This window comes from Vibrio scophthalmi LMG 19158 (genome assembly GCF_000222585.1).
GTDB lineage: Bacteria > Pseudomonadota > Gammaproteobacteria > Enterobacterales > Vibrionaceae > Vibrio > Vibrio scophthalmi.
Genome location: NZ_AFWE01000199.1, coordinates 1 through 26,932 on the forward strand (window position 1 = coordinate 1; position 26,932 = coordinate 26,932).

The 26,932-nt window shown below is 46.6% G+C and carries 28 protein-coding genes; 2 read left to right on the plus strand and 26 right to left on the minus strand.

Translation table 11 applies throughout. The features are described from left to right. Positions 1 to 65 precede the first annotated feature (65 nt). Complete coding sequence (locus RH88_RS17115) at positions 66 to 596, minus strand: elongation factor P hydroxylase (protein ID WP_005598351.1); 531 nt, start codon at positions 594 to 596, stop codon at positions 66 to 68. Between the two features lie 233 nt (positions 597 to 829). On the opposite strand from RH88_RS17115, the gene RH88_RS17120 reads away from it, so the two are divergent. Beyond that, positions 830 to 1,453 (plus strand): trimeric intracellular cation channel family protein, encoded by a 624-nt coding sequence (locus RH88_RS17120; RefSeq protein WP_005598353.1) that lies wholly within the window; start codon positions 830 to 832, stop codon positions 1,451 to 1,453. Between the two features lie 99 nt (positions 1,454 to 1,552). Here the strand turns inward: RH88_RS17120 and aroC are convergent, their stop codons facing one another. Together aroC and prmB are read right to left on the minus strand one after the other, a co-directional pair. Next, positions 1,553 to 2,638: a chorismate synthase gene (aroC, locus tag RH88_RS17125; RefSeq protein WP_038219056.1), complete on the minus strand. Its 1,086-nt coding sequence runs from the start codon at positions 2,636 to 2,638 to the stop codon at positions 1,553 to 1,555. A gap of 189 nt (positions 2,639 to 2,827) precedes the next feature. After that, positions 2,828 to 3,760 carry a 50S ribosomal protein L3 N(5)-glutamine methyltransferase gene (prmB, locus tag RH88_RS17130; RefSeq protein WP_005598356.1) on the minus strand — a complete coding sequence of 311 codons (933 nt, stop codon included), beginning with the start codon at positions 3,758 to 3,760 and terminating at the stop codon, positions 2,828 to 2,830. Between the two features lie 73 nt (positions 3,761 to 3,833). Here prmB and smrB point away from each other — a divergent pair, with 73 nt between their 5' ends. Beyond that, positions 3,834 to 4,364: an endonuclease SmrB gene (smrB, locus tag RH88_RS17135; protein ID WP_005598357.1), complete on the plus strand. Its 531-nt coding sequence runs from the start codon at positions 3,834 to 3,836 to the stop codon at positions 4,362 to 4,364. A gap of 339 nt (positions 4,365 to 4,703) precedes the next feature. Here smrB and flhB read toward each other — a convergent pair whose 3' ends face one another. From flhB to RH88_RS17250, 23 genes are all read right to left on the minus strand, one after another. Continuing rightward, on the minus strand, positions 4,704 to 5,834 hold the full coding sequence (flhB, locus tag RH88_RS17140; RefSeq protein WP_005598359.1) for a flagellar biosynthesis protein FlhB: 1,131 nt from the start codon (positions 5,832 to 5,834) through the stop codon (positions 4,704 to 4,706). A 21-nt stretch (positions 5,835 to 5,855) separates the two neighbouring features. After that, complete coding sequence (fliR, locus tag RH88_RS17145; protein ID WP_005598361.1) at positions 5,856 to 6,638, minus strand: flagellar biosynthetic protein FliR; 783 nt, start codon at positions 6,636 to 6,638, stop codon at positions 5,856 to 5,858. Positions 6,639 to 6,646: 8 nt separating this feature from the next. Next, positions 6,647 to 6,916, minus strand: a complete 270-nt coding sequence (gene fliQ / locus RH88_RS17150) for a flagellar biosynthesis protein FliQ (protein ID WP_005598363.1) — start codon at positions 6,914 to 6,916, stop codon at positions 6,647 to 6,649. Positions 6,917 to 6,928: 12 nt separating this feature from the next. Further along, a complete protein-coding gene (fliP, locus tag RH88_RS17155; RefSeq protein ID WP_005598366.1) occupies positions 6,929 to 7,804 on the minus strand; it encodes a flagellar type III secretion system pore protein FliP in 876 nt (291 codons plus the stop codon). Next, positions 7,791 to 8,183 (minus strand): flagellar biosynthetic protein FliO, encoded by a 393-nt coding sequence (gene fliO / locus RH88_RS17160; protein WP_005598368.1) that lies wholly within the window; start codon positions 8,181 to 8,183, stop codon positions 7,791 to 7,793. Before fliO ends, fliP begins: the two co-directional genes overlap by 14 nt. Before the next feature lie 3 nt (positions 8,184 to 8,186). Continuing rightward, positions 8,187 to 8,597: a flagellar motor switch protein FliN gene (gene fliN, locus RH88_RS17165; RefSeq protein WP_005598370.1), complete on the minus strand. Its 411-nt coding sequence runs from the start codon at positions 8,595 to 8,597 to the stop codon at positions 8,187 to 8,189. 23 nt (positions 8,598 to 8,620) lie between these two features. Then, the gene (gene fliM / locus RH88_RS17170; RefSeq protein WP_005598372.1) at positions 8,621 to 9,667 is read right to left on the minus strand and encodes a flagellar motor switch protein FliM; all 1,047 of its coding nucleotides are present in this window, start codon (positions 9,665 to 9,667) and stop codon (positions 8,621 to 8,623) included. Between the two features lie 8 nt (positions 9,668 to 9,675). Further along, a complete protein-coding gene (gene fliL, locus RH88_RS17175) occupies positions 9,676 to 10,173 on the minus strand; it encodes a flagellar basal body-associated protein FliL (RefSeq protein WP_005598373.1) in 498 nt (165 codons plus the stop codon). A 49-nt stretch (positions 10,174 to 10,222) separates the two neighbouring features. Further along, the gene (locus RH88_RS17180; RefSeq protein WP_005598375.1) at positions 10,223 to 11,959 is read right to left on the minus strand and encodes a flagellar hook-length control protein FliK; all 1,737 of its coding nucleotides are present in this window, start codon (positions 11,957 to 11,959) and stop codon (positions 10,223 to 10,225) included. Between the two features lie 228 nt (positions 11,960 to 12,187). Beyond that, the gene (gene fliJ / locus RH88_RS17185; RefSeq protein ID WP_005598377.1) at positions 12,188 to 12,625 is read right to left on the minus strand and encodes a flagellar export protein FliJ; all 438 of its coding nucleotides are present in this window, start codon (positions 12,623 to 12,625) and stop codon (positions 12,188 to 12,190) included. A 3-nt stretch (positions 12,626 to 12,628) separates the two neighbouring features. Further along, positions 12,629 to 13,951, minus strand: a complete 1,323-nt coding sequence (gene fliI / locus RH88_RS17190; protein ID WP_005598379.1) for a flagellar protein export ATPase FliI — start codon at positions 13,949 to 13,951, stop codon at positions 12,629 to 12,631. Then, positions 13,951 to 14,751 carry a flagellar assembly protein FliH gene (gene fliH / locus RH88_RS17195; RefSeq protein WP_005598380.1) on the minus strand — a complete coding sequence of 267 codons (801 nt, stop codon included), beginning with the start codon at positions 14,749 to 14,751 and terminating at the stop codon, positions 13,951 to 13,953. Before fliH ends, fliI begins: the two co-directional genes overlap by 1 nt. Positions 14,752 to 14,777: 26 nt before the next feature. Then, the gene (fliG, locus tag RH88_RS17200) at positions 14,778 to 15,833 is read right to left on the minus strand and encodes a flagellar motor switch protein FliG (RefSeq protein WP_005598382.1); all 1,056 of its coding nucleotides are present in this window, start codon (positions 15,831 to 15,833) and stop codon (positions 14,778 to 14,780) included. Further along, a complete protein-coding gene (fliF, locus tag RH88_RS17205) occupies positions 15,826 to 17,511 on the minus strand; it encodes a flagellar basal-body MS-ring/collar protein FliF (protein WP_406853104.1) in 1,686 nt (561 codons plus the stop codon). Before fliF ends, fliG begins: the two co-directional genes overlap by 8 nt. Before the next feature lie 74 nt (positions 17,512 to 17,585). After that, the gene (gene fliE / locus RH88_RS17210; RefSeq protein ID WP_005598385.1) at positions 17,586 to 17,897 is read right to left on the minus strand and encodes a flagellar hook-basal body complex protein FliE; all 312 of its coding nucleotides are present in this window, start codon (positions 17,895 to 17,897) and stop codon (positions 17,586 to 17,588) included. Between the two features lie 98 nt (positions 17,898 to 17,995). Then, positions 17,996 to 19,402 carry a sigma-54-dependent transcriptional regulator gene (locus tag RH88_RS17215; RefSeq protein WP_005598387.1) on the minus strand — a complete coding sequence of 469 codons (1,407 nt, stop codon included), beginning with the start codon at positions 19,400 to 19,402 and terminating at the stop codon, positions 17,996 to 17,998. A gap of 1 nt (position 19,403) precedes the next feature. Further along, a complete protein-coding gene (locus tag RH88_RS17220; RefSeq protein ID WP_005598389.1) occupies positions 19,404 to 20,438 on the minus strand; it encodes a sensor histidine kinase in 1,035 nt (344 codons plus the stop codon). 130 nt (positions 20,439 to 20,568) lie between these two features. Beyond that, entirely contained in the window at positions 20,569 to 22,035 is a 1,467-nt protein-coding gene (locus RH88_RS17225; RefSeq protein WP_005598391.1) for a sigma-54 dependent transcriptional regulator, read from the minus strand. Positions 22,036 to 22,287: 252 nt separating this feature from the next. Then, positions 22,288 to 22,698, minus strand: a complete 411-nt coding sequence (gene fliS / locus RH88_RS17230) for a flagellar export chaperone FliS (RefSeq protein ID WP_005598393.1) — start codon at positions 22,696 to 22,698, stop codon at positions 22,288 to 22,290. Between the two features lie 12 nt (positions 22,699 to 22,710). Next, the gene (locus tag RH88_RS17235) at positions 22,711 to 23,034 is read right to left on the minus strand and encodes a flagellar protein FliT (RefSeq protein ID WP_005598395.1); all 324 of its coding nucleotides are present in this window, start codon (positions 23,032 to 23,034) and stop codon (positions 22,711 to 22,713) included. Beyond that, on the minus strand, positions 23,018 to 25,057 hold the full coding sequence (fliD, locus tag RH88_RS17240) for a flagellar filament capping protein FliD (protein WP_005598397.1): 2,040 nt from the start codon (positions 25,055 to 25,057) through the stop codon (positions 23,018 to 23,020). Before fliD ends, RH88_RS17235 begins: the two co-directional genes overlap by 17 nt. 20 nt (positions 25,058 to 25,077) lie before the next feature. Next, positions 25,078 to 25,506, minus strand: a complete 429-nt coding sequence (flaG, locus tag RH88_RS17245; RefSeq protein WP_005598399.1) for a flagellar protein FlaG — start codon at positions 25,504 to 25,506, stop codon at positions 25,078 to 25,080. Between the two features lie 74 nt (positions 25,507 to 25,580). Next, positions 25,581 to 26,714: a flagellin gene (locus tag RH88_RS17250; protein ID WP_005598401.1), complete on the minus strand. Its 1,134-nt coding sequence runs from the start codon at positions 26,712 to 26,714 to the stop codon at positions 25,581 to 25,583. Positions 26,715 to 26,932 lie beyond the last annotated feature (218 nt).

The following is a 26,932-nucleotide window of genomic DNA, read 5'->3' on the forward strand; positions in this document are numbered from 1 at the left end:
CCTACGAACCAAAAAGACCGACATAATGTCGGCTTTTTGGTCAGTATCGATAAGAGATAAACGGTTTACTTAACAATAAAATCGCTATGATTGAGAGGCGTAATACCATAGAAGCCACGCATCGCTTCAGACAACATTTCAACTCGCGGCGGAATACCTTGATCTAGAATAGACATAACTTCTGCATGTACTTTGCTCATAAACAGCAAGCGGTCCGGTTCAAAATCACCATTCAGATTGTCACAACTGACACTAAACGCAAAACCCGCACTTAACGCTAAAATCCACTCGTAAGCTTGTGGACGAATCTCGACTTTTTCAAATTCAGCTTGTACTTGCGCGGTACGACCATCGGGTTCATACCAATATCCAAAGTCTTCGAGTAAACGACGCTCTGGACCTGCCACACACCAATGGGCAATTTCATGCAACGCGGAAGCGTAGAATCCCCGCGCAAAAATGATCCGATGTTGAGGGTGCTGCTCATCGGCTGGAAGATAAATAGGCTCATCCCCTCCCAGCTCTAATACGGTATTAAAACTCGCGGAAAACGTGTCATTAAAGATTTTAATTAAATCTTGGTAATCGTGATTCATAATGCCTGGCTAATGAAATGAAATTAAGCGCCCGCATTCTCGCATTTTTCTTCTGTTTAGCACAGTACTGGTCATACTCTTGCCATTAGAAATAATTATCTGATAAACGTTTTCGTAACCACAAAAACTCATTCGTTTTTTAGCGCCATAACCACTACACTTTCGCCTTCATTTATAAGATAGGGCTTTTCTATCCGCCCTACTGCTTTGTTTTCGTTATTTGAGTAATCGCTATGCTGTTAAGTGTGTTGTACATCATTGGTATCACTGCCGAAGCCATGACTGGAGCTCTCAGTGCTGGTCGTCGAAAAATGGATTGGTTTGGCGTTATGCTTGTTGCCAGTGCAACAGCCATTGGCGGCGGCACGGTACGTGACATTCTACTTGGTCACTACCCACTAGGCTGGGTAAAAAACCCGGAATACCTTGCGATTACGTGTATTGCTGGCGTACTTACAACTGGGCTGGCTAAATGGGTAATCAAATTCAAAGGCTTGTTTATCCGTCTTGATGCGCTAGGTTTGATTGTGTTTAGCATTATCGGCACCAAGGTTGCGATGGGCATGGGCCTGCATCCTGGCATCTGTATGGTTGCGGCACTGGTCACTGGGGTATTTGGTGGTCTACTGCGTGATCTGATCTGTCGTCAAACACCGCTAGTATTGCATGAAGAGCTTTACGCATCGGTTTCATTGGTAGCGTCAGGGCTTTACCTTGCGTTATTGGAATTTGGCATTGATGACGTTACCGCAACTATCGCGACACTGATTGTCGGTTATCTGCTGCGTATGGCCGCCGTTCGCTTCAAATGGCGTCTACCTTCGTTCCATTTAGAAAGTGACGAACCACTGCACTAAGAGGCAATACACTAAGTCGCAATGTGGTTGCTAATAGACAAACATAAAAAAACGCCAATCGGATGATTGGCGTTTTTGTTTATGCGTTTAAAAAATCGATTAAATCTTTGGCGTACCAGTGACAACACCATGGTTTTGTCCACGATGACGTAGCAAATGATCCATCACCACAATCGCCAACATAGATTCAGCAATCGGCACGGCGCGGATCCCAACACATGGATCATGACGGCCTTTGGTGATCAATTCAGTTGGTTCACCATGCTTATCAATCGTTTTGCCCGGAACCGTAATGCTCGAGGTAGGCTTTAACGCGATATTGGCGACAATATCCTGCCCAGTCGAAATTCCACCTAAGATGCCGCCCGCATGGTTGCTGTCGAAGCCTTGCGGTGACAACGCATCACGATGCTCACTGCCTTTCTGCTTAACCACATCAAAACCATCGCCAATTTCAACCCCTTTAACCGCATTGATACTCATCAGTGCGTGAGCGATATCAGCATCAAGACGGTCGAACACTGGCTCACCTAATCCGACCGGAACATTGGTGGCAACGACTTGGATTTTAGCGCCAACCGAATCACCTTGCTTTTTCAAATCACGGATCAGTTGGTCAAACGCATCCACTTTCGCTGCATCTGGGCTAAAGAATGGGTTGTTTTCAATTTCGTTCCAATCAACCGTGTCAATCGCCACATCACCCATTTGTGATAGGTATGCTCGTACTTCAACGCCAAACTCTTGCTTCAAGTACTGTTTAGCAATTGCACCAGCAGCAACACGCATCGCCGTTTCACGCGCTGACGAACGGCCGCCACCACGATAATCACGGATGCCATATTTTTGATGGTAAGTGTAGTCGGCATGACCTGGACGGAATTTATCTTGAATGTCTGAATAATCTTTTGAACGCTGATCGGTGTTCTCAATTAGCAGGCCAATAGAAGTACCCGTGGTTTTACCTTCAAAGACACCTGAGAGAATTTTAACTTGATCCGGTTCGCGTCGTGCGGTGGTGTAACGCGATGTGCCTGGACGGCGACGATCAAGATCAACTTGTATCATCTCTTCTGAAATTTCTAACCCCGGAGGGCAACCGTCTACGATACATCCTAATGCGATACCGTGACTTTCTCCGAATGTTGTTACTCGGAAATGTTGTCCGATACTATTTCCTGCCATTGCGTCCTCAACTTTTAAGCTGTGAATGACCTGCTCACAGCGTTTCTTCCTGATGTTGGTAGATTCATAGTCGCTTGATTATCCATTGATGTAAACCCCTAAAAGAGAACAAAATCCGCGACACAAATAAAAAAAACGCCATGCACTAAGCCGTACATGGCGTTTAAAAATCACTCTTAATGCTGAAAATTAATCTTTATAGATAGAAAACTCATCAGCATGTTCAAGCATTTGATCGCGAGTCAGTAAGAATACGCCGTGACCGCCGTTTTCAAACTCTAACCAAGTAAATGGAATATGTGGGTACTGCTCCATCATGTGAACCATTGAGTTGCCCACTTCACAGATCAAGAAACCTTTCTCAGTTAAGTAATCTGGTGCGTTAGCTAAGATACGACGTACCAGTTTTAGGCCATCAGTACCCGCTGCTAAGCCCAGTTCTGGCTCGTGAGTAAACTCTTCTGGCAAACTGTTCATGTCTTCTGCGTCCACATAAGGTGGGTTTGAGACAATCACGTTGTATTTCTCTTTTGGTAAATCACGGAATAGATCGGAACGGATAGGGAAAACTTGTTGCTCTAGACCATGATCTTGAACGTTAAGTTCTGCTACTTGCAGAGCATCCGTTGAGATATCAATCGCATCAACTTCTGCATCAGGGAACGCATTCGCACAAGCAATCGCAATACAACCACTGCCCGTACAAAGATCCATAATGCGTGTTGGCTCTTCAATTAACCAAGGCTGGAATTCAGCTTGAATCAATTCACCAATTGGCGAACGCGGTACAAGAACACGCTCATCAACGAAAAACTCAAGGCCACAGAACCAAGCCTTATTGGTAAGGTAAGCCGTTGGCGTACGTTCATTAATACGCTTAACCACGCGCTCAACAATTCTCATTCGCTCGCTAGTAGTCAAGCGTGAGTTCAACACGTGTGGAGGCACATCGATTGGCAGGTAAAGGGTTGGCAAGATAAGCTGAACCGCTTCATCCCATGCATTGTCGGTACCGTGGCCATAAAAAATGTTCGCAGCATTAAAGCGGCTTACTGTCCAACGAACCATATCTTGAAGCGTGTGTAATTCTGATACCGCTTCTTCTACAAAAATCTTATCCAAACTTGCCTCCGAAAAGCGCTACAATACTGCTTAATGAAATTAACCCTGTTGTGTTAACCATAATTTTATACCTATGAGCCAAAAAGACACCAACGCTGATGACGATTTCGCCCTATTTAGGGATGCAGTACAAGGCGTAAAAAAGTTGCCACAGGATACCATAGTCCAGCAACCAAAAAAGAATACTAAGCAAAAAGAAATCAAGCGAACTGCTCGAGAAGGCAGTGATGCGGAGTTTTACTTCTCTGACGAGTTTGTTCCTCGCCTAAATGAAGAGGGACCAACTCGCTATGCGCGCGATGATGTCTCAACTTATGAGGTAAAAAGATTACGCCGCGGTGTGTATGTACCTGACGTTTTCTTAGATATGCATGGGATGACACAAGTAGAAGCCAAACGCGAGTTAGGCGCCATGCTGGCCTACTGCGTAAAAAATGATGTGCACTGTGCCTGTGTTCAACACGGTATCGGTAAGCACATACTTAAGCAGAAAGCCCCTTTATGGCTGGCTCAACACCCAGACGTAATGGCCTTTCACCAAGCCCCATTGGAGTTTGGTGGCGATGGTGCATTATTAGTGTTGCTGTCGATTCCGGAAAAATAGAGAGGTCGAGAGTCGGGATCGAGCTACGCTCTATGGAACGCTTCGCTTCTAGATTTGAGGTTCGAGAAGCGAGAGGCGACGGCGGTTAGTTCTCGTAAAAGATTCCCGACTACGCTCCTTCGTCGCTATCGAGAATGACGGAATTTAAGTTTCTCGAATCCGCATAACTCAAACAGATTTCCGATTACGCCCTATCATCGCTATCGAGAATGACGGCATCCAAATTTCGAACGTTTATCGTCATCCTAAAAACCAAGCGAGTAACCCTCTCGGCTCTCAAGCGCAGCGCTCTAGATTCTCGCTTCTATATTACTCGCTTCTAAACTCTCGCTTCTTAAGCTATTTACGCAGTTCCGTTGGGATCGGTAGCTCTGAGGTTTTTAAGTTCGGTCTCTGCCCGCCACGTTTTCGGTATTGCTTCAATTGGAAAACATACGCCAGAATTTGTGCCACTGCGGTAAATAGACCATCGGGGATCTCTTGCTCTAGCTCGGTTGAATGGTAGAGGGCGCGAGCTAAAGGCGGGGCGGGAATAATGTAAATATTGTGCTCACGAGCAACCTCACGGATTTTCATCGCCATGTGATCAACCCCTTTTGCCACCACTATTGGAGCACGGTCATTTTTTTGATCATAACGTAGCGCAACAGAAAAGTGCTCTGGGTTGGTAACGATAACATCTGCCTGAGGCACATCAGCCATCATACGACGCTGCGCCGCTTCACGTTGCAACATCCGAATACGACCTTTCACTTCCGGCTTACCTTCGGTTTCCTTGTATTCGTCCTTAATCTCTTGCTTGGTCATTTTCAGTTGATTGGCGTGTTGCCAAATCTGAAACGGTATATCGATCGCCACTACAATCAGCAGTGAACAACTGATCAGTAAAATAAAGTTAAGTAGGATATCGAGGGCGTGGAAAATGTTTTGCGGGTAAACATCCAAGCTCAATTGGAATAAATCTTCTTTCGCGGCATCAATCAGATAAAACGCCATGCCGGAAACCAGCGAAACTTTCAAAATTGACTTAATCAACTCAACCCAACTTTGCATGCCCACCATTCGTTTAAGGCCACTAAGCGGGTTCATTTTCGACGCTTTCGGCATTGCAGCTTCAACAGAAAAGCTCACCCCACCGATACCCGCCGCGCCCACTAAGGCGGCGATGAACAAGACAAACAAGATCAACAGCAGTGGAAACAACAAGCCGCCCATCGAGCCCAAGACGATATCAAACAGCTTATCGAGATCAAATATCTCTTCGCGCGAGAGGTTGAATAAACGCCCCATCACATTAAACAATGCGCGCGCCAATCCCTCGCCAAACCACATCAGGGCGACCGAACCGATAACTAATACTGAAACTGACGCCAACTCTTTTGACCTTGCAACCTGCCCTTTTTCTCGGGCCTGTTGCAAGCGCTTGGGCGTGGCGTCTTCGGTACGTTCTTGACCGTCTGATTCTGCCAATTCAGTCTCCTAAGACCATGACTAACAAGATAAGCGAATAAAGCGACAGATCTGCTGCTCGCCTTGTAGCCAAATCAACTCATAGTGAGTAAATAGACCACCGATAATGTACCAACACAACAGCAAACCAACGATTAGAGCGAAGGTAAAACCGAGAGCAAAGATGTTCAACTGCGGTGCGGCACGCGTCATTACACCAAACGATAAGTTAATCGTCAGCAGCGCAATAATCCCTGAGAGTGACATACTCAAGGCCAGTTTAAACATCGTGCCAAGCCAAGTAGCAAGCTCACGAAAATCAACTGCCGTTAATGCTCCAACACCAATTGGGAGAGATTTGAAACTCATCACCACCAGCATCAACATCTTTAAGTGCCCATCGGTCGCCAGAAAGAACATGGTCGCGAGAAACATGAAGAGTTGGCCGAGCAGTGGCGTATTTTGACCATTGGCAGGATCGACCATGGATGCAAAACCCAAGCTTGACTGCATACCCAATATTTGACCCAAGATAACAAAGATCTGGATCATAAACTGAGTGACGGTGCCCATTGCAACCCCAATCACAATTTGCTCAAAGGTGACCACAAAACCTTCAAATGAGAGCAACTCAATCGCCTCAGGTACTTTAGGAACCGAAGGCATCACCGCGAAGGTAATCGCTAACCCCAGATAGAGCCTTACACGCGTTGGCACAAAGCGTGCGCCTGTCACCGTCATGACCATCAGCATGGCAGCAATACGGGTATAAGGCCAAAAGTAATTAGCAATCCAATCTAGAACGATACTCGCGGGGTATTCCATCTCAAATCCTAATAGAGCACTTGCGGTAAGCGTTCAATGATCGAGTAGAAATATTCCGTCATCATCTGAGTCATCATGTGGGCAAAAAACATCAAGGCCAACAAGGTGATCACCAAACGAGGCAAGAAACTCAGCGTTTGTTCGTTGATGGAGGTGGCAGCTTGGAAAATAGCAACCACAAGGCCCACTAGCAGACTCGGAATGACGATGGCACACACCATGATCAATACCATCCACAGGGCATCGCGAAACAGCTCAACAAACATCTCAGGAGTCATGATTTTCTCCCGTCACAAGGCAAAACTGCCGGCTAAGGTTGAGAGGATTAAGTTCCACCCATCCACCAGCACAAACAGCATCAGTTTAAACGGTAGCGACACAATCATTGGCGAGAGCATCATCATACCCATTGCCATTAGCACTGATGCCACCACTAAGTCGATAATCAAGAAGGGTAAAAACAGCATAAAGCCAATTTGGAAAGCGGTTTTCAATTCAGAGGTGATGAACGCTGGGATCAACACCGCCATCGATACCTCTTCAGGCGCTGTCGCCGTTGAGCCAGAAATATTAACAAAGGTTTCCAGATCTTTGACTCGCGTCTGTTTGAGCATGAAATCTCTCATTGGCTCTTGGGCAAGATCGAAGGCTTGACGAGCAGTCACTTGCTCATTGATATAAGGCTGTACGGCGGTTTCGTTAATCTTATTTAACACGGGCGACATGATAAAAAAGGTCAAGAAGATGGCGATACCGATGATCACTTGATTCGATGGTGTTTGTTGTAGACCCATCGCTTGGCGCAAGATCGACATCACTACCACAATTCGGGTAAATGAGGTCATCAAAATAACCATTGCCGGCAAAAAGCCCAACATGGTCATTAACGCTAAGATTTGTAAGTTAACCGAATAATCTTCGCCGCCATTGGCATTAGTGGTCACGGTAAAAGCTGGAATGCCTCCACCACCGGAACCTGCGATCATATTGGTTGATAACGTTCGGGCTGCGCCTTGTTCTTGTTCCATGGCTGACACTGTCACCGAATTACTGGCAACCTTGCTGTTAATTGGGGTATCAAGCTCTTCCGATGCAACAGAGAAACTTGAAAAAATAGCCAAGACAAACGCCAAGATAAATGACGACAAGTGATTATTTTTTATCATTTTTTTTCAGTAGCTGAGTCAGTTGATTTGCAAACGGACTGCTCGCCAGCTCCTCCTGAGACAAAGGTTTTTCCAGCTTAGAAATCAGTTGTATTGATTGCGGAGTCACGCCAACCAAAAACTGCTCTTCTCCAGCCTGGACAATAATGATCCGTTCACGTGTCCCGACCGCAACTTGGCGTACCACATTGAGGCCTTTTTGATTGGTCATGGTGGGCACTCGCATGCGCTTTAACATCCATGCCAACAAAAGGATTAGGGCTATAACGAACAAGAGCGACCCAAAGGTGGTCGCCCAGTCAAATTGGCTAGAAGGTGCGGCTGGCGCACCAAAAGCCGTTGGAGAAAGCAGTAATAGCCAATATAAATTAGGCTTCATACATTACCTTAGCTTCTTAATACGCTCAGTTTGGCTGATCACATCGGTCAATCGAATACCAAATTTATCGTTCACCACAACCACTTCGCCATGCGCAATCAGTGTGCCGTTCACCAATACATCCAGTGATTCACCCGCTAAACGCTCTAGCTCAACCACTGAGCCTTGGTTTAATTGCAATAAGTTACGAATACTGATTTGCGAACGGCCTACTTCCATCGAAATGGTAACAGGGATATCCAAAATGGTATCGAGCTTACGACGTTCATCATCAGAAATTGGCGATGAAGTATCTTGCAGTTCATCAAACTGCGCCGACATCACTTCATCAACATCAATACTCGGAGCGCTTGGATCTTCACCTAATGCCGCCGCCCATTCGTCGGCTAGTCTTTGGTCGTCACTTGGTTCCATACCTAAATACCTATTTAATCGTCTTAATCTTCAATCTCGCCATCATCACGTTCCAAGTCGGAAATAACATTTTTTCCAAGGAACGCGATATCAGTTTTCACCACATCAGGGCGTCGGATTTTTTCTGAAATTTGAATCGCCATTTTCTCACCGGAGCGGCCCATCTTAACTCGATAGGTTGGCAATTCTTCTACAAACATCACCGCGTTTTCAGGCATATCAACGGGGATAATGTCACCCGGTTGTAACTCCATCAAATCACGCAATGAAATATCTTTTTCGAGTAAGTCGACACGGAAATTCACCGGAACATCCATGATCTCTTCACGCAGAGCACTACTCCAACGTACGTCGGTTTCCATTTTATCGGACTGAACACCGGCATCGAGCAATTCACGAATCGGCTCAACCATGGAATATGGCATCACCATATGGAAGTCACCGCCGCCGCCATCCACTTCAATATGGAATGAACTCACCACAATCACTTCTGTCGGGCTCACGATGTTCGCCATGCTCGGGTTCACTTCTGAATCGAGGTATTCAAACTCAACCCCCATGACTGGCGACCAAGCTTCTTTATAATCTTCGAATACAATTTTTAGCAGGAGCTGGATAATACGACGCTCGGTAGGAGTAAATTCACGCCCTTCGATACGCGCATGGAAACGACCATCGCCACCAAAAAAATTTTCAACCAAAATAAACACCAAACGCGCTTCCATAGTGATGAGCGAGGTGCCTTTTAAAGGTCTAAAACGCACCATGTTCAAACTGGTTGGTACGTATAAGGTGTTTTGGTATTCGCCAAACTTCATCATCTGGACACCGTTGATCGAAACCTCAGCGGTTTTTCGCAACATATTGAACAGACTGATACGCATATGACGAGCAAAACGCTCGTTGATCAATTCAAGCGTCGGCATTCGACCGCGGACAATGCGGTCTTGGGAAGAGAAATCGAAGTCTACCGCATCACTGTCAGCGACGACATCATCTTCGACGTCATCAACATCATCGACGCCATGCAATAGCGCATCAATTTCGTCTTGGCTTAATAGATCGGTCACACTAATTCCTACTGAATAACAAAGTCAGTGAACAACACGCGTTCAATCACGGGTTGGCCTACTGCGCGAGTCAAACTCGCTTTAATATCATCGGTTGCTTTTTGGCGCAACTCGACGCGCCCGTTGGCGTTACGCAGCTGCTCAACCGTTGCTGATGCAAACGTGCCAAGCAGCGAACTTTCAATCAACGGCGAATGGTAACGTGCCAAATTTTCATTCTCAAAACCACGCACCATTAACTGAACGTTAATTTGTACCAGACGATCTTTTTTATCGCCGGTCACATTGAATAGAAATGGCTGAGCAATATTAACATAGGAAACTGGCGCTTCCGCAGCGGCCGCGGTCTGTTGCGCACCTTGCTGTGATGAAGCGGCATCGTCTGAGCCCATCAAGAAAAATGCGGCACCGCCACCACCAAGTAATAGCACTACCACCGCGACAATGATGATAATGAGTTTGCTTTTACTCTTAGGAGCGCCGTTTTCTACTTCTTCTGCTGCCATAGTTTAACTTTCTCTAACTATTCAATTCGTTAATACTCTAACGCCTAGTCTAAGCGTAATAACTGATTCCATCACGCTTTGTCGCCACATTCAAATCAAGTTTGACGTCTGGTTCAAGGTTTTCTTCACTTGTTGCATGCTGATCGCTGCTACCTTGACCAAATCCACCTTCATTTGCTGCTGCATAGCCATTTTGCTGCTGCCCTGAAGCTTGCTGTTGCACAGAGGTATCGCCCAATTGCAAGCCCTGCTGAGCCAACATTTCACGTAGACGCGGCATCGCTTGTTCAACAATGTCACGGGCTTGCGAGTTCGCTACCGTAAAATGCACATTGGTTCCATCACCATTCATATTCATGCGGATCTGCATTCGGCCCAGCTCTGGCGGGTCGAGACGAATATCAATGTTTTTCAAATTCTTCGATAGCATCATTTGCACCCGCTCTGCCACTTGCTCACTCGCCATCTCGCGATTAAGTGGCATTGGCGGTTGTTGAGCGACTTGCTCTGGGCGAATTTGATTGTTTAACCCCTGAGCCCCAGCCGTTTGCCCCAACTGCTGTGCAAGTGCTGCTTCAATGCCTGCGGGAGCTTGACCATCGGCTGACGAAGCGAGTTTACCCGCCACTGCGGTGCCTTTTAAGCCCATCGCCGCTTGCATGATTTGTTCAGCCTGCGCAGTACTATTAACCGGTGCAGTTACAGTTTGCAACTGTTGCGCAGCAGAAGCATCCATCGGCGCTGTCGGGGTTAATACCGCCGCATTGATAGCACCATTACTCGCAGCCGCTGCATTACTTGCTTGCGCCGCTGATGTTTGCGCTGAATGTTGCGACTGGTTCTGCGCTTGCTGCAAAATTGCCGCAGACTGCGCATTACCTTTTAGAACAACCTCTTCTTTGCCTAATTTTGCCGTATCGCCGCTGCTAGTTTGGCTGCTCGCTTGACTATTCCAGGCAATTGCAGCGCCTTCAATTTTTTCTTTTCCTTCGGTGTCTTGAGCGATCACCGAGTTACCCACCGAGTCTACTGTCGCTGGATCTTGAATTTCAGCTTGCGCTTGAGAAGTGGTTTGACCCATCAACGCCGCCAGTTCTGCTTTTTGTTGTTCACTCAAATTTTGCGAATTAATCTTGGTGAGATCATCCTCAGTGACATTGGCAGATTGACCCGCTATCGAAGCTTGAGCCTCTGTCATCAAGGTTGCTTGCCCGTCAATGAGCTCAACGTCAGCTTCTAGCGCTGTCGCTTCTTGTGGTGGCAAAGGCTTGCCGTCTTTTGCTTGTAGCGATTTTACTGATTGGTCTAATCGGCCTAAAAACTGTTGGTTTTCCGCCAAAGCTTGTTCAACCTGCGCTGAATCAGAGCTTGATTTTTCGATGAACTTTTCCAATTGTGGTGGAATTGAGGTCGCGTTGTGCTCGCCATCATCCGTCGCGCTTTTTTGTGCCTTTTGTTGTTCGCCAGTACCGAGAGCGTCACCATCGAGTAGCGCTTGCTCTGAGCTGGCATCATCCAGCATCATGGCTTCGTCGCCTTGCTCTGTGGTCGCAGACGCCACTTCAACCTCAGCATCCGCTGCGACTTCGGCATTCACTTTTGCCTCGGCCTCACCTTTGGCTACATCTGCTTTAGTTGTATCCGCTTTAGATTCACCCTTAATAAATGCCGTCAACTTAGCAAAAAAACCTTCGTCTTCACTGGATTCCGTCGTTGTGGCTTGGCCATCGACAACGCCTTTAGTGGCTTTGGTGACTTCAGTTGATGGGGATAAATTCACATTCATTATTCGCAGACTCACTCTCGGCTAACGCGCACGCATATAACAATCACTAATGACTGCCATGACTTGCCAAGCACAAACGCTGACAAGCATAGATAGTCACTTAATGGCCGGTAATAGCCATCAATATAATTGTGATTAAACAAGCAAGATACGCGCCAACTACTGAGCTAGCTGAGTAGTGAACGAGTATGTTTAACGGGAGCGCTCTATAGAAATGGCATGGTCGATTTAGAGCGTACGGCGAGAGTATTGCAGGGTCGAAAACTCATCCATTTGCTTTTGCTCACGGATGTTTTCTAGCCGCTGCTTCTCTTTCTGCTTTTTCTCAATCATCCATTCATAAGAACGACGTTGTTTACGACACTCTAACCAATGCGCTTCGCAGTTATCGACTTGATCTTTGAAATGAGATTCAGCCTGTTTCTGCTTTGACAAGGTATTGTCGAGCGTGGTTAAAAAGCGGTTCAAGTGAGTATATTGGCTGGCGGTTAAGCCTTGTTTACCACGATCAATCAACTGCTGGCAGTAATCGAGACGATACTTTTCGATTTGTTCGAGCTGTTGATAATAACCATGTAGTTCACTCCGTGCTTGGTTCAGCGCTAACACCGCTTGGTTTTCGCGTTCTTTGACTTGCTCAACCAGAAACTCGAGTGCGTTATCCATCTATTACTCTCCTTTTAATAAGCGGCCAAGCATATTGACGCACATATCGTAAGGGACACTCTCTTTCATGCTTTGCTGCAAGAAGGCATCTAGTTTTGGTTTTAAGGTAAAGGCAGCGTCGATCGCTTGATCGGTCCCTGGCTTATAAGCACCAATAGAAACTAAATCTTGGTTCTTACGGCAAATTGATAATACCTGACGCACTGCTTTTGACATCAGCACATGCTCATCCGTGGTAATTTGTGGCATAACACGACTGACGGACTTCTCAACATCAATGGCTGGGTAGTGGCCCGCATCCGCCATTTCACGTGATAACACTACGTGACCATCCAAGATAGCGCGGGATGCATCGGCAATGGGATCTTGTAGGTCATCACCTTCGGTTAAGACGGTAAAAAAGGCGGTAATAGAACCTTGCTCTGGACTGCCGTTGCCGGCACGTTCCACCAAAGCAGGTAGCTTAGCAAACACCGATGGTGGATAACCTTTGGTCGCCGGAGGTTCGCCAACCGACAAGGCAATTTCACGCTGAGCTTGAGCAAAACGCGTTAGAGAGTCCATTAACAATAATACATCTAAGCCTTGGTCGCGGAAGTACTCAGCAATAGTGAGGGCGGTTTGACACCCTTTAAGACGCATCAGTGGTGATGAGTCAGCGGGCGCGGCGACAACGACAGAACGTTGCCTGCCGTCAACACCTAAAATCTCTTCGATAAATTCTTTTACTTCACGGCCACGTTCACCAATCAAACCCACCACGACCACTTGTGCTGTCGTGCCGCGAGTCATCATGCCTAGCGTCACCGATTTACCTACACCCGAACCGGCAAATAGGCCTATACGTTGCCCTTTACCGACCGTCAATAAACCGTTGATCGCTTTTAAGCCTACATCGAGAGGTTCGGTAATCGGTTTGCGTGATAGCGGGTTGATGGGCTCGGCATTAAATGAAGCGCGTTTATCGGTATAAATAGGGCCAAGACCATCAAGTGGGTTACCGACACCATCAATCACCCGGCCAAGCAATTCCATTCCAACCGGAAGCCCGGTTTCGCTGGTCAAGGGCGTCACTTTCGCCCCCGGCATGACGCCTGTAATTTGCTCACTTGGCATCAAAAAGAGGTTTTCACCGGAAAAGCCCACCACCTCAGCTTCCATTTCGCCGTGCATGGTTTCCACTTTACACAAACTGCCAATTGGCGCTCGGCAGCCCGTGGCTTCCAATGTCAAACCCACTACGCGCACGAGCTTTCCTGACGCAACAGGGCGACAGGTTAACCCTTTGGTTTTGTATTGTGAGAGTCGATCAGCCAGCTGCAGCACTATTCGCCGCCTTGATGGCGATTAGAGCCACAAAAGCTTTGTAACACGCTACGAATTCGCTCTTCCATACGATAATTGACGCTAGAATCGCCCGCTTCAATCTGCACATCGCCACGATTCAAAGCCGGTTCAGCCAATAACGTCCAATTTCTGAATTCAAGGCTTTCTTCACCATAAGAAGAACGAATGATTTCCACATCATCAGGATGCAGTTTTAATGTAATGGCATGGCCAGAGACAGGCAGAGCTTCAACCGATTGCTTGATGGTATCAAGAACCACTTGTGGGTTAGTTTGCACTTCAACATGCACCACTTCTTTCACCAAGGTTAGCACCATATCAACCAGCTGTTTCTCGACTTGAGCGTTCATTAGCTCGAGTGGCTGAGCAAATTGGTTTGCAAGATTCACGAACGTTTGAACTTGCTGTTGAATAAATTCTTGGCCTGCCGCAACGCCTTCGATTTTACCCGATTCAAGACCTTCTTGATGACCTTCTTCCAGCCCTTGCTCTTTGCCTTTATCGTAACCTTGTTTAAAGCCCGCTTCTTGGCCTTGATGTAACCCTTCCTGATACGCCTGTTGCTTAATCAGTTCGATCTCTTCATCGGTCAATTCAGCAGGAACATCAACTTCAGGCTCACTAAAGCTTGGCATCCAACCCGGATCGTAATTCATCGCGGTTTCGCGTGCTTGCGAGCGATTTTCAGAAGTGTAGTCAGGCAAACCCCATTTCTGCGGTTTCTCTACTTGTTGATCGTCATCGAGGCGTAAAAAGCCACGTTTTCTCTCACCAGACATGTTCGTTTACCTGTAACAGCAAATAATTAGAGGAATTCGTCCGCGCCGCCAGACAGCATAAGCTCACCGGCATCAGCCATACGACGAGCAATCGCCAGCACTTCTTTCTGTGCGGATTCAACGTCAGAGACTTTAATCGGAGGCATCGCTTCGAGATCATCACGCATCATCTCAGCGGCACGCTTAGACATGTTCTTGAAGATCTTATCACGTAGACCATCATCGGCACCTTTAAGTGCTCTTTGCAGAACATCTTGCGGTACGTCACGCAGCAATTTCTGAATACCTTGGTCGTCGACTTCGATAAGGTTTTCGAACACAAACATCAAATCTTGGATTTGCGTTGCCATATCTTCGTCTTGGTCGCGGATTTGCTCCATCAAGACGCCTTCGACGTTGTTGTCCATGTAGTTCATGATCTCTGCCGCCGCCTTCAGGCCGCCAATCTTGGCTGCTTGAGCGCCCGCTTGACCTGCAAACTGTTTCTCCATGATTTCGTTCAATTCCGCTAGTGCCGATGGTTGAACTTCTTCAAGGTTAGCAATACGCATCATCAAGTCTAAACGGTCACGTTCTGCAAACTGCGACAAGATTTCCGCAGACTGATCGGGATCGAGGTACGATAAGACAATAGTTTGAATCTGTGGGTGCTCGTTGATAATGATGCTCGCCACTTGACGTGGGTCCATCCATTTCAATGAATCGAGGCCTTTAGAACCGGTGCCCAACAAAATTTGGTCAACAAGGTTATTGGCTTTATCTTGACCCAATGCCGCAATCAAGGTGTTGCGCATAAAGTCTTCGCTGCCCATACCAATGTTGGTGTACTTCTGGATATCTTCCAAGAATGCACGGTGCACCGCACCAACTTTATCTTGGCTCAGATCCGCCGCGCGCGCCATCGCGCTACCCACGCGTTGCACTTGCTTCGGTTCAAGGTGACGAATAATGCCTGCAGCATCTTCTTCATTTAGGCTGAGCAATAAAATTGCTGCTCGCTCTTCACCAGGAATGGTTGAGATGTCGATAGTGTTTTCAGCAATATCCCCACCTTGTTCCTGCGGTACGATTTCGTTAGCCATCTTTCATCCAGTTCTTCACTACTTGCGCAGCCAACTCTGGTTCGTTTGCGACCAGAGCGCGCACCGCTTTTAATACGTCTTCATCTTTATGCAAGTTCGGCAAATCAATGCTAGAGCCAAACTCAAACAATTCACCACCATCTAGATCACCACCAATTAGGCTAGTTTCACCGTCAATACCGATTGGCATGCCGTCAGGGCCATAAAGTTGATCATCTTCTTCAGCGGCTGGGTTAAGCAATTTCTTCATTGCCGGACGAACCAGCACTAAGACAACAATCACCACCACCAGCGCGCTGGCAAACCAACGAACCCAATCGTTAAAGTTTGGATGTTCCCAAATTGGCGCATCAACAATGCTTTCCATTTCAGGCTCAGCAAATTGCATACTCAAAACATTAAGTAAGTCGCCACGATTTTGGCTAAAGCCAACCGCACCAATCAAAACTTGGCGAATCGAGTTAAGCTCAGACTCTGACAATGGTTGATAAGTCGTGGTGCCTGTTTCTGGGTTCACTACCGGGCGATTTTTGATCGCTACCGCCACCGTTTGTCGATTTACCACGCCAGTCTGACGACGCTCGTGACTGATCGTGGTATCCAATTCAAAGTTACGTGTCGCTTCTTTGTGTACTGAGCCTTGGCCTAACACACTGCCATCTTTCATCTGCGCCACATCTTGTGGAATCGAGGCATCAGCAGGCGGTTGGTTGCTCAAAGCACCAGGGACACCGGCAACCATGCTGCCGTTGTTGTAATCTTCCAGAGTATATTCGCTGCGGGTCGACGGCGTATTAGGATCAAAGCTCTTACGGGTTTGTTCAACTGCGCTAAAATCGAGTTCAATGTCCACCTGCGCGGTATAGTTGCCAAAACCTAAAATAGGGATCAAGACTGAATCGATTTTTTCTCGCAGTGCGGATTCTTGTTTACGCTCAAGTTCGTGCTCTTTACGACGAGCCATTGAGGCTTCATCTTGTGAGCCAGAACTTAGCAGGCGACCATGTTGATCAGTGACCGTAATACGATTGGGTTTCATGCCAGGAACAGCACTGGATACCATATCAACGATCGAGTCAACTTCTTCTTGTTTGAGGTTATTACCAGATTTGAGATTCAAGAACACCGAGGCCGAGGCTTCTTGATTATGACGCACAAAGACACTCTGCTTTGGCAACGCCAACAACACGCGCGCTTTACGCACTTGCTTCATCTCTTCAATCGCTTTTGACAATTGGCGCTCACGACTGAGCTTTAAGCGCTCCAACTCCAAACGTTGTGAAACACCAAAACCCATATCTTGTAGCAAGATGTCATCACCCTCATCGGTTGCTTGGTTTAAACCAGCACGTGCGAGGTTAAGTTTAAGGCCGCTGTATTCACTGACAGGCACCATGACGGTGTTACCTTCCAGCGTATAATCTTGTTTTTGCGAATCGAGATAATCAAGAACAGGGATCAGTTCTTCAGTTTCATAGGCGCCAAGTGGACGTAGTTCCGGCTCTTTCACCCAGAAAAACAGCATCACAATTAAGGCAACACAGATAGAAATAGACAGCACGAGTACGACTTGACGCATAAGGTCAAGATCGCCGACGGCTAAATCAAATTTAGAACTGCTTTTTTCATCAAGATCCGGGTTTTGGCTTGAGCCATCTACGCCACCATGCGCAATCATCGCATTGTCAGACGCTGACTCAGACAAAGCCAAATCTGTTGATTGGTTTCGATCAGACACGGGTGCTACCTAAATTACACTGGCATGTTCATTAATTCTTTATACGCTTCAACCAGTTTATTGCGTACTTGGATAGTGGCTTCAAAGGCAACGCTAGATTTATTTCGAGCGATCATCACATCAGATAACGAGACATTTTCATCACCGCGATCAAAGCGAGTTTGCAGATCGCCGGATGTTTTAGAAAGACTATTGACGTTATTGATGGCATTCGTCAGCAGATCTTTAAAATCTGCTCCAACGGCCTGACCAGTCATTGCCGGTTTGGCGTTTGCCGCATCCAACATCATGGCCTGCATTTCGCTGTTAAATCCATCAATTCTCATCATTACCTCTAATGTCAATTCTTTGACAAGCAACTTCGTTGTATTACTGACGCTGCAAAGAGTATGCCACGCACTATTAAGCCTACGAAAATAGCACGTTAGTTTGGAATATCAATCCCTGCATCACGCATTTTTGCGAGCTTGTAGCGCAAAGTGCGGGGGCTGATGCCTAACTTGTCGGCCATTTCTTTGCGGCGTCCAGCGCACTCAACTAAAGTTTCAAGAATAATGGTGTATTCCTGGTCTCTTAGTTCATTGCCCAAACCCGTTGGCGTCGATAAACCTTTGAAAGCGTCCACTTCTGCGACCGGTTTGATGGTTGGCATCACAACTGAGCCATTTTCCACCACTTGTTGCAAACTGGTAGCATCTTGCCAATCCAATCCTTCCAGCAAAATATGTTCACCACCAATATGGTTATTTTCACTCAGGATCAAGGCGCGTTGCACCACGTTATCCAATTCACGCACATTGCCCGGCCAAGGGTATGAGAGCAGTTTAGCCAATGCCTGCTCGCTCAAACTTGGAACTGGCATGCCCAACTTCTGGCAATGACGTTCCACAAGATGGCGCGCTAGTGGCTCAATATCACCTTTGCGTTCACACAAGGCAGGCCACGCAATTGGGAAAACATTAAGACGGTAATACAAGTCTTCACGGAAGTTCCCTTCTTGAACGTACTGTTTAAGATCTCGGTTACTGGTTGCCAAAACACGCACATCCAGTTTAATGCTCTTACGGCCGCCTAAGCGTTCCACTTCGCGCTCTTGCAATACGCGCAATAACTTGGCTTGTAGGCTCAGATCCATTTCGCTGATTTCATCCAGCAAAATCGTACCGCCTTGCGCTTGTTCAAATTTGCCTGGACACGCCTGCACAGCACCAGTAAAGGCACCTTTCTCGTAACCAAACAGCGTCGCTTCGAGCATATTGTCTGGGATCGCGGCGCAGTTGATCGCCACAAATGGGCCATTTTTACGTAATGAGGCATTGTGAATGTAACGCGACATCACTTCTTTACCTGAACCACTCGGGCCAAGCACCATGACGTTGGCATCAGTACGAGCGACTTTGTCAGCCAATGCCAGTAGCTTCAAACTTTTCTCATCAGCGACGACTGCATCACCGTTATCATCTGATTTGACGGGGGCATAACGACTGACCATATTCAACAGAACTTCTGGTGCAAAAGGCTTTGCCATGTAATCGATAGCGCCATCTTTCATCGCTGAAACGGCATCTTCAATATTGGCGTAAGCCGTCATCAGCAATACCGGTAAATTAGGCCAGTGTTGCTTGATGTTGCGTAGCAGCGCAAGACCGCCCATGCCAGCCATTTGAACATCAGACACAACAATGTCCACGGCATTCGATTTCAGCTTCACCAATGCGTCTTCCGCACTGTCCGCTTCAAGCCATTCGTAGCCAGCAAGCGCTAAGGTGTCAACGAGTGCTTCGCGTAAACCTTCGTCATCTTCTACGATAAGTACCTTGCTTTGAGCCATGTTATTCTCCAGTCGTGACTGATTGGTCGAGTTGGGGAGCACTTTCCAGTGGTATGCACATGGTAAAACATGCTCCATCCCCTTCCTCAGAAATGAGTTCCAATTTTCCGTCGTGCGCGCGACAAACCATCTGTACTACCGCTAAACCAAGGCCAGTACCTTGTGAGCGAGTGGTAAAGAAAGGTTCCATAATTTTTTGCTGCAATTCTTTCGCAACACCCGGCCCACTGTCTTGCACCGAGATCTTTAATTCGTTATTTACCGGACGGAAAAAGACATCAATTTGTGACTCTTTGCCCGCAATTTGAATCGCGTTCATCACCAAGTTACTCAGCGCCGACGCTATTGCATTAGCATTACCCAACAGCCGAGTCTCTTCGCCTTCTACTTCTAGGCAATAGTCGATGAGGTTATTCTTCAACGCCGTTTCGACCATAGGTGAGAATTCCGCCACCAATTCGGCAACGGTAAATGCTTTCACAACCTTGTTGTCGCCACCTTTGGCAAACAACAGCATATCATTAACTTGTTTTTCAAGGTCTTGCAGTCGATCAACTAACTTGCTTTGAAAGCGATCTTTTGTCGCTGGCGGTAAATTTGGCGCCGCAAGATTTGAGGCATAAAGCATCGCGCTCGAGAGTGGTGTTCTCACTTGATGTGCCAAGGATGCCACCATTCTTCCTAACGAAGATAAGCGCTGTAGATCACTAATGCGTGACTGCAATAAACGGGTCTCGGTCAGATCCGTAATCAGAATGAGCTGTCCCGTCGCTGAAGCAGAGATGGCTAAACGCACTTTACGTCCATTGCGTAACGAAATCTCATGGCCATCGTCTTCACGTGGGGCAAAAGCCCACTGAATGACTTCAAACCATTTATATCCCACCAATGGCACTTCCAATAGACGTTCCGCTTCTGGGTTTACTTCACGCACCACACCTTGAGTGTCGAGCAGAATAACTCCCGCAGGCATCACATCTAAAACCTGTTTATAGCGTTCTACTTGTTCTTCTAATGAGCCTAAATGGTTGTCCATGGGTTATGCGCCTACGCCGTTTTTTTGCCTTGAATACTACAATGGCCTGACATGCAAAATACACGCCAAGCCATTTGTTTTTAATTTTCAACAACTTAATGCAACGCCATTATTTTGACACTACGGAAAACTAACGTTGAAGATTGTACTTTCGCATCTTCTCAACCAAGGTAGTACGACGCATACCCAGCATATCAGCAGCACGTGCCACCACACCGGCTTGTGCATCAAGCGCTTGGTTGATCATATTAACCTCAAGCTCTGCCAGCATCTCTTTAAGATTCAATCCTTCTGGCGGTAGAGCTTGTGGTGCGTGTTCATTATCAGCAAATACATCGAGCTCATCCAAACTAAAATCGTCAGAGAAGATGTTGTGTAGTACGTCACGCTCTTGCTCTTCAACCGAAACCAATGGGTTCGATTCTGGCTGAAATTCAGGAATATCACTATAACGATACTTAGTTGGCAAGTGATTGACGTCGACCAAACTGTTGGGATAAAGGATGATCATTCGTTCGACTAAATTGGCTAACTCACGCACGTTGCCTGGCCAATCATGTTCCATTAAGGAGTTGATTGCCCGTGGCGTAAAGCAGATTGGTTGTGCCCCTTCTGCTTGCATACGCGTCATCAGTTCTTGCAACAACAAAGGAATGTCTTCCTTACGATCACGCAAAGCTGGCATTTCAATCGGGAAAACATTAATTCGGTAGTAAAGATCTTCTCGGAAAGATTCGTCGCTGATCATGATGTCTAAATTGCGATGCGTTGCGGCAATCACGCGAACATCAGCACGAATAGTGTTGTTGCCACCCACTCGCTCAAAACAGCGCTCTTGCAACACACGCAGTAGTTTCACTTGCATTGGCATTGGCATGTCGCCAATTTCATCAAGGAATAGCGTGCCGCCTTCTGCTAACTCAAAACGGCCTTTACGCGCGGTGATCGCACCTGTAAACGCGCCTTTTTCGTGGCCAAATAACTCACTTTCCAACAAATCAGGTGGAATCGCACCACAGTTGATTGGCACAAAAGGCCCACCGCGGCGAGAAGAATGATAATGAATATTGCGCGCCACCACTTCTTTACCCGTTCCCGACTCACCAAGAATCAAGACATTGGCTTCCGTCGACGAGACTTGCTCAATCAGGTGACGGACATCTTTAATGCCACGGCTCTGACCAACTAGGCTACGAAAGAGCGTATTTTTGCGTGCAGAAGAAACAACGTTAACACCTTTGCGACCAAGAAAATCCTTACAATGGCGTAAAGCTTCACTCAATTGCGGGTAATTCAGCGGATAAGCGAGGTCACCAACATAGTTAGTCAACTCCTCGGCAAACGTAAACTGCTTGTTGGCGATCAGAAGTGGGATATGACTGGCGCGAGACAGTTTTTCGTTAAGCTTGGTTGCGTGTGCTGGTTGAAGAATAGAACCAATGATGCAACCAGACCAAACGCCTGAAAAGTCTAACGTATCAATTTGTGCTGCATTGACAACTTCGCATGGCTCGCCAACAAAATCTAAAATAGAAGCTAGATTCGTTTGCGCCTGAGCGTCGTCTTCAATAACAAGTAGTTTTGCTAAGCCTTGCATAGATGAGAATGATTGCCTTCATTAAATACTTGAATCGGCCAAACTGATGAAAATCGCGTCTCTTAGTTCGAGTAATTATTAACGACAATCAATTTACAAAATTCGGCAATAAAATAAGCCACTAGGCTAGTTAGTGGCTTCTATTTTATTTGATAAAAAAAATAAGGCAACCAAGCAATTAGGAGGTGTGATATTAAGCCAAGGCTATTTCTTTTAAATATCTAAATAATTTAACCTTTTTTAATGATTTTATTACATCCCTACATCTTGCGCAGTTAGGTTATGAAACTCTGTTGGTATCTGATCCCACGCCGATTTGATCTCACGAATAATGTCAATCACATCATCCAAAGGTTGAGGGTCATTCTTATGATTTGCGGCAGTGATCTGCGTAATCATAAATTCGTAGAGTTGATCCAAGTTTTGCGCAATATCTCCACCATCATCCATCGATAAACAACTGCGTAAACTAATGATGATGTCGAGCGCTTTACCTAAACGTTCACCTTTTACAGGAATATTTCCTTGCTGCATTGCAGCCTTGCCTTGAATCAAGCGCTCAATTGCGCCCGCCATCAGCATCTGAACGATTTTATGCGGGGAGGCCGCGGTGAGCTGGCTATCTACCGATACCTTCTTATAAGCCTGTAATGAACCGCGCATAGCATTCCTCTTCTACAAAAACTTTTTATATTGCTGCACGGACTTATTGCCGTGACGATACTTATATAATGTTTGACCGATCAATGTGGTTTTGCTTTGCATCAGCAGCACCACATTTTGAGTCTCTTTGATTGCTTGTTGCCACTGCTCAGTTTGAGATAATTGTGGCAACTCGTCTATCGTGCAGAGCAGTCTCTGCAACAATTGTTCTCTTTTATCGACCAACTCAGTGATTTCTTCAGTGTTAATGTCACTGGCTGAAAGCTCACTCTTTATTATGTGATCTATATCACTTAACTGCTTAAGTTGTTCGGTGAAATTATCGGTTGAGTGCACTCATCATCCCCGCTAACTGCGCTTGCATATTGCTGGTTGAATCTTGCATCGCACTAAATTTGGCGTGAGTGCGGTCTTGTAAGCCTTCCATACGACGATCGAGTTTCACTTGATCATCTTGCAAACGGTAGTTTCGTTCAACAAGACTCTGCTCACGAGTTCGCAGCGAACCCTGTACGCCAGTTAAGCCATGGATCGCATCTTCCACTTTTTTAGCGAATCCCTGATTGCCGCCGAAAAAATCTTCCAATTTATTGAAATTGTTGTTCAGTTGGCGATCAAGCATTTCATAGTTTATTTCCAATGAACCCTGACGAGTCGTGGTGATGCCAAATTCCGTCAGTGACTTTAGATCTTGTGGTGCAGGCTCGACCGATTGGGAGAAAACCGCCTTTAAACGTGAATCTGCGCTGCGGATAATGCTGTCACCCGCTAATGGGCCTGCTTGGCCTGTCATTGGATCAAACGTGGCGAGATCTTTCGACAATTGGTAGAACTGGTTATACGCCGAAACGAACTGTTCAATATCTTCACGCACACCTTGACGATCATACTCAATGTCGATTTCCGAAGCTTGTTTACCCGGTTGAGTGCGACCTTTAAGAGTCAAATCGACCCCATCAATCGCATTTTCAATGATGTTATTGTTACTCGATAGCTGAGCAACACCATCAAGCATGACTTTAGAATCTTGCGCGGCTTGCACCTGACTCATACCGCTGTAGGTATCAAATGAGCCTTGTGCCGCTTTTAACGCCTGTTGAGCTTGCTCGATACGCTGTAAATAATCGCGCTGTTCGGGCGGTAACATCTCCATTTTTGCCTGCTTGGCTTGCGCATCATCCATATTACCCGCCGCCAACGCCGCATCAATTTGATCGATTTCATCTTGATGCGCAGCCTTAATGACCGCTTGTTCCGCAGCCAGTTTCTTATCCAGTGCGGCTTGCGCTTCTTTAGGCGTGACATAAGAATCGGTCAGTGTCCCAGAAGCGGTATTGCTCCATCCCGGAATATCGCCCGCTTTTTCACGCGCTTTGTCATCTAGCTGTGGCTCTGGCTCCCAATAAGAATCGAGTAACGTGCCCGATGCAGTTGGTGTCCACCCTGGGATGCGATCTTCTGGTTTGATGTATTTGTTGGCCGCTTGCCCTGCGCCCGCAGCAGCCGCAATGGCTTTTTCGGAAATTTGGTTAACCGGTGTGATGTCTTTTGCCGCATTAGGGTCGACAACCGTTGCCGCCTGTCGGCTTGCATCGGCAATCTCACTATCGACAACCTTTGCCGCATCGATATTGCGTTGGGCGATACGATCGGCGACCAATTGCTCTTGAGGCGTTAAAGGATTCAGCAGTTCTTGAGCCGTGGCACGTGCTTTTTCTAAATCAGAGACACGCTGCTCTAGAGTTTTGTACTCTAACTGCTTCAGAAGGTTATTCGGTTGGTTGGTCTCCACTTTCATGCTGACCGCATGGTCTTGACCAGATAAATCAGAGGCAACAATCAAACGAGGACCGTTGGTATCATTGATCACTGACGCACGCACTCCAGGGTTGCTTTTGCTGCCGTTAATTCCACGGACAACATCGCTTAGCTTAGAGTGCTGTTTTACGTCTACATCGAATGACTTGTTACCAAGCGAAATACGCAACTTGCCCTCACCAAATTTTGCATCGTCTGGAAAAACATCCGAGGCAATCTTATGGCTTTGAGCAAGTTGCAACACATCGACAGCATAACGGCCTGCGATCGCTTCAGTAGTGGCGGTTGCTGACACGACGGCATCATCAGTAGTATCAACCTTTCTTGCCGCAAACGCCTTTTCTTGGCGAAAACTCGCCATCAAGTTTTTCATCGTATCCAGCGACTCTCTGAGTCGGCCGTAGGCACTAACACTGGATTCAATTTTGGTCTGCTCATTGTTAATACGTTGCTGCTTAGGTGCACGCTCCGCCTCAACAATTTTGCCGACCATGGCATTGATATCCATGCCAGAATTCATCCCTACAGGGCCAAAACTCATCTAATCACCTCAAAAATACATTACACCTTATCGATCAACAGCCCTGACGAATAACGCGCTGTTTGTTCTCTAAGACGCCGCAAAACTTCTAACATCTCCTCATCAGGTATCTGGCGAATAATTTCACCAGTACTCTCTTCATAGATGGTCACCACATCTCGTCCGGACGCTTCATCCACCCGAAACGATAAGCCAGTTTGAATGGTCGAGATGAACTCATTCATCTGTTCCACTACTTTCTCACGTTCTTGCTCTGAAAACTTCAGTTGAGACTGAGTCGCTTCCATTGCTTGTTCAATTCCGCGTGAGGTTAACTGGCTTATTTCTGATGCCACAACTGCCTTCGAAGCCGAGGAAGTGCCTTGCGAATTATCATATCCTGAAGCAATTTTAGTGCCACTTTGTGAGCCATGGGACTGGATGTTCGATGCGTAGGACGGTATCTCCATAACAATCTCCCTTCCACCTCATAAGCCAATCAACCTTCAGGTGCTTGGCTTAGTCAGCTCGGTATTGCTTGACCTTAACCCAAGAGACTTAATGCTGCAGTTGGGCTCTGCTTCGCTTGTGCCAAAACCGAAGTACTGGCTTGCTGCAAAATCTGCGACTTGGTCATTTGGGTTGTTTCTTTTGCATAGTCAGTATCACGAATACGTCCACGCGATGCGTTTACGTTTTCATTGATGTTATCCAAATTGCTGATCGCATGATCAAAACGGTTTTGGAAAGCACCTAACGATGCTCGTTGGCTATCAACAGATTTAAGCGCGCTATCAATCACAGAGACCGCTAATTGCGATCCTGCCACTGTGCTCACATCCACGTCAGCGACTGTCACGTCTTTTGCGGCTGCAAAACCGAGATCACTGCCCAGTGCACCACCCACGGTGACTTCGCCTTTCACTTGGTTTGTTGCTGCAAATAACTGCATTTTACCATCTTCGCCCACAGAGGCTTTAACATCGTCGCTTTGACCATTGATATAAGTGGCCAATTGCTCAATATCATCACCTGCTTTCGCGTTGATCGTCAATGACTTCGCTTCACCGTTCGCATCTGAATAATCAAATGTGATGTCAGTGGTGTCCGCTTGTACTCGCCAATCAGGCGTTTTACCGGCTGTCACTTGGTACGTTTTACCACCCATGTTGGCCGTATCTGAACGCATGTCACTCATGGTCAGTTTTACCGCCTCACCCGAGCTTGAACCAATCTGAAAAGATTGGCTACCGTACTGTCCATTCAATAGCTTATTACCACCAAAGGAAGTTGTTTCCGCAATACGATTGAGTTCATCGTTTAATGCTGTCACTTCTTCTTGGATCGCAACACGCTCAGAACTTGAGTTCGAACCGTTTGATGATTGCAATGATAGATCGCGCATACGTTGCAGAATATTGGTGGTTTCATTCATCGCACCTTCTGCGGTTTGCGCAATCGAAATACCATCATTGGCATTTTTTACTGCCATATCCAAACCACGGCTTTGAGATGTTAAGCGGTTTGAAATTTGCAGACCAGCAGCATCATCTTTCGCGCTGTTGATTTTGTAACCTGACGACAAGCGTTCCATAGACTTCTGCATCCCGTCGGTTGCATTGTTTACGTACCGCTGTGCTGTCATTGCAGACACATTCGTGTTTACGTTGATCGCCATAATTGATCTCCTTTGGCATCGGGGCATGCGCCGCAGTGTCTCTCACCTCACTTTGACGCATATCATTTCTCTCAGTCCTTTAACGGCGAGGAAAATGTAACCTTTAGAGAAAAATTCGCTTTTTTTATCATTCAGCTAAATTGATAACAAAAGCGTGAAATTCATCGAAATCTTTTGTTGAGTGGAAATGGCTGAATACAAAAAAACCCAGCCGAGGC